Source organism: Citrobacter sp. wls826, assembly GCF_005281245.1.
GTDB classification, from domain to species: domain Bacteria; phylum Pseudomonadota; class Gammaproteobacteria; order Enterobacterales; family Enterobacteriaceae; genus Citrobacter; species Citrobacter braakii.
Genome location: NZ_SZWS01000018.1, coordinates 242,040 through 245,372 on the forward strand (window position 1 = coordinate 242,040; position 3,333 = coordinate 245,372).

At 53.6% G+C, this 3,333-nt stretch carries 2 protein-coding genes and 1 pseudogene; 1 reads left to right on the forward strand and 2 read right to left on the reverse strand.

Translation table 11 applies throughout. The annotated features are described in order from the left end of the window. A pseudogene (locus FDW87_RS21715) lies at nt 1-178 on the forward strand (inosine/guanosine kinase); the annotation flags it as partial. Nucleotides 179-223: 45 nt separating this feature from the next. Here the strand turns inward: FDW87_RS21715 and ybaL are convergent. Both ybaL and FDW87_RS03850 read right to left on the reverse strand, forming a co-directional pair. Then, the gene (ybaL, locus tag FDW87_RS03845) at nt 224-1,903 is read right to left on the reverse strand and encodes a YbaL family putative K(+) efflux transporter (protein WP_016152087.1); all 1,680 of its coding nucleotides are present in this window, start codon (nt 1,901-1,903) and stop codon (nt 224-226) included. A gap of 224 nt (nt 1,904-2,127) precedes the next feature. Continuing rightward, on the reverse strand, nt 2,128-3,333 hold a 1,206-nt coding region (locus FDW87_RS03850; RefSeq protein WP_137379483.1), incomplete at its 5' end, for an MFS transporter.

The window sequence follows — 3,333 nt, forward strand, 5'->3', positions numbered from 1 at the left end:
CAACGTGCCTAACTCCAGCAAGCACAAGTTCACCTGGCTGACCTATTCGTCGTTAGCCCAGGTGTGTAAATATGCGAATCGCGTGAGTTATCAGGTGCTGAACCAGCATTCCCCGCGCCTGACGCGCGGTTTGCCGGAACGTGAAGATAGCCTCGAAGAGTCGTACTGGGATCGTTAAATCATGCACATGCCGGATAAGCGATAGCGTCATCCGGCAACGACATCAGCCTGTAACGACCACCTCACCAGCAGGCGGCGTTTCAATCAGCTCCAGCATGGTACGGGCGATTTCACGCTCACCCATGACGACCTGATTGGCGCCGCGTTCGGTAATGTATTCCACCTCGTCGTCATAATGCGCGCGGGCGATAATTTCAATCGACGGGCACTTCTCGCGTGCTGAAGCGACAATTTCACCCGCTTCATAGCCATTGGGAATGGTCAGCAGCAGCCAGCGTGCGCAATCCAGATGCGCCAGATTCATAATTTCTTCGTTGGCGGCATTCCCCAGCACCGCGCGGATCCCGCGCTCGCGCAGTTCATCCACTCGGGTGCGTGAGGTTTCGATAACTACCAGCGGGATCCCCGCAGCCATCAATTTCTCGCCCAGCAGGCTACCGACGCGCCCAAAGCCAACCAGCAGGGCGTGATTGCAGATATCCACCGGAATTTGCTTCTCTTCTTCAATAGCCTCTTCCAGCGTCTGTTCTTCCAGCGTTTCTGTTTTGGCGAGATATTTTTCTAACACCGCGAACAGCACCGGGTTAAGCATGATGGACAGGATCGCCCCCGCCAGCACCAGATTCTGTCCGGCCTGCGGCAGCAGGTTTAACGCCATGCCCAGACCCGCCAGGATAAAGGCAAATTCACCAATCTGCGCCAGGCTGGTGGCAATGGTGAGCGCTGTGCGTTGGGAGTGACCAAACAGGCGCACCAGGAAATAGGCGGCAAGGGATTTACCAAAGATGATAATCGCCAGCGTGCCCAGCACCGCCAGCGGTTGCTGAATCAGAATCATGGGATCAAAGAGCATCCCGACGGAAACAAAGAACAGTACGGCGAACGCATCGCGCAGCGGCAGGGTGTCATGCGCCGCACGGTGACTCAGTTCAGATTCGTTCAGCACCATGCCGGCGAAGAATGCCCCCAGTGCAAAGGAGACATCGAACAGCTCCACTGCGCCAAATGCAATACCTAATGCGAGGGCGAGGACTGACAGGGTAAACAGTTCGCGTGAGCCGGTTGCGGCGCTGCGGGCCATAATCCACGGCACCAGGCGACGACCAACCAGCATCATAATTGCGATAAACGCCACCACCTTACCGATGGTAATGCCCATATCTACGGCCAGCGAGGCAAAGCCGACATCTTCTTTTTCCAGCATTCCAGCGACGGCTGGCAGGAGAACCAGCGTCAGCACCATCATCAGGTCTTCGACAATCAGCCAGCCAATGGCGATTTGCCCGCGCTGACTGTCAATGAGCTGCCTTTCTTCAAGCGCACGCAATAGCACCACGGTACTGGCGGTTGAAAGACACAGACCAAACACGATCCCAACCATCAGCGACCAGCCCATCACTGCTGAAAGCGCCATGCCCAGCAGCGTTGCCACCGCTATCTGGGCAATCGCGCCGGGAATGGCGATAGACTTTACCGCCATCAAATCCTTCAGCGAAAAGTGCAGCCCCACGCCGAACATCAGCAGGATTACGCCAAGCTCGGCCAGTTCAGGCGCTAGCTTGGTATCAGCAACAAAACCAGGTGTAAATGGACCGGCCAGAACGCCCGCTAACAGATATCCCACCAGAGGAGAAATACGTAGTTTATTGGCAATCATGCCTAATATAAAAGCGAGCACAAGGCCGCCGACAATGGTGGTGATAAGCGGGGTGGCGTGATGCATTCCGTCTCCTTTGGTTGCTGTGATAATCCTGAAAACTCAAACGACGAGTAATAGTTTATGACAATTTTGATGTTTTTGTTTGTGAATAATTATTGAATTTTGATGAAAATAGGATTTTAGACGTAAAAAAGCACGGATCGGAAAAGTACAGCGGTATGTGAGAGGCAAAGGCTGATGGCTACTGTAAGTCTGACGGCCAAAATTTACTTTTGGCCGTCAGGAAATCACGCTTTATGTCGGTTATCAGGTAAGAATATGGTCAGTATCCCCAGTAGTGGCAGGAAAGCACATATTTTGTAGACCAAATCGATGCTGGTATGGTCGGCAATCAGCCCTAACACCGCGGCTCCCAAGCCGCCCATGCCGAAGGCAAAACCGAAAAATAGCCCAGAAACCATGCCGATACGGCCAGGAAGCAGCTCCTGCGCGTAGACCAGAATGGCAGAAAACGCCGATGCGAGGATAAAACCAATGATCACGGTTAAAATCCCGGTCCATTCCAGCGTTGCGTAGGGTAAAAAGAGGGTAAAGGGTGCTACGCCGAGGATAGAGCCCCAAATAACATATTTTCTGCCAATTTTATCGCCCAATGGTCCACCAATCACCGTCCCGGCTGCGACGGCAAACAGGAAGGCAAACAGGTGAAACTGGGCATTTTGTACCGATAATCCGAATTTTTGCATCAGATAAAAGGTGTAATAGCTGCTGATGCTCGCCATATAGAAGTATTTGGAGAAAATCAGCACCAGCAGGATGCTTACCGCCAGTACCACTTTATTCCGTGGTAACGGATTCACGATGGCGACTTTCGGTTTTCCTTTACTCATCCGGTGCTGCGCGGCATACCAACGGCTGATTTGCGCCAGAACGACAATCGCTAATAACGCAGCCAGCACAAACCAGGCCACATTACCCTTACCATATGGCGCGATGATGACAGCCGCCAGTAACGGTCCCAGAGAGCTACCGAAGTTGCCGCCAACCTGGAAAATTGACTGGGCAAGACCGTGACGACCGCCGGAGGCCATTCGCGCCACGCGGGATGATTCCGGGTGAAATACCGAAGAGCCGGTACCAACCAGCGCTGCGGCGAGCAGGACCATATGGAAACTGCCGGCCATGGCCAGCAAAACAAGCCCACTCAGCGTGAAGCACATCCCAATGGGCAGCGACCACGGCATCGGGTATTTATCCGTCCAGTAACCCACAACCGGTTGCAGCAGTGAGGAAGCAAGCTGGAAGGTCAGGGTAATCATCCCTATCTGCATAAACGTCAGCGAGAACTCTGACTGCAATAGCGGATAAATCGCCAGGATCAGCGACTGGATCATATCGTTTAGCAGATGGGAGAGGCTGATTGCCCCTAAAATGCCAAATGAGGTGCGTGCTTTAGCAACCGACGCTGACGCGCCAGCCACTGGCTGGGTTGG

Excerpts from the sequence above, each read along its gene's own strand:
- ybaL (WP_016152087.1), bottom strand. The coding sequence starts at position 1,903 with ATGCATCACGCCACCCCGCTTATCACCACCATTGTCGGCGGCCTTGTG.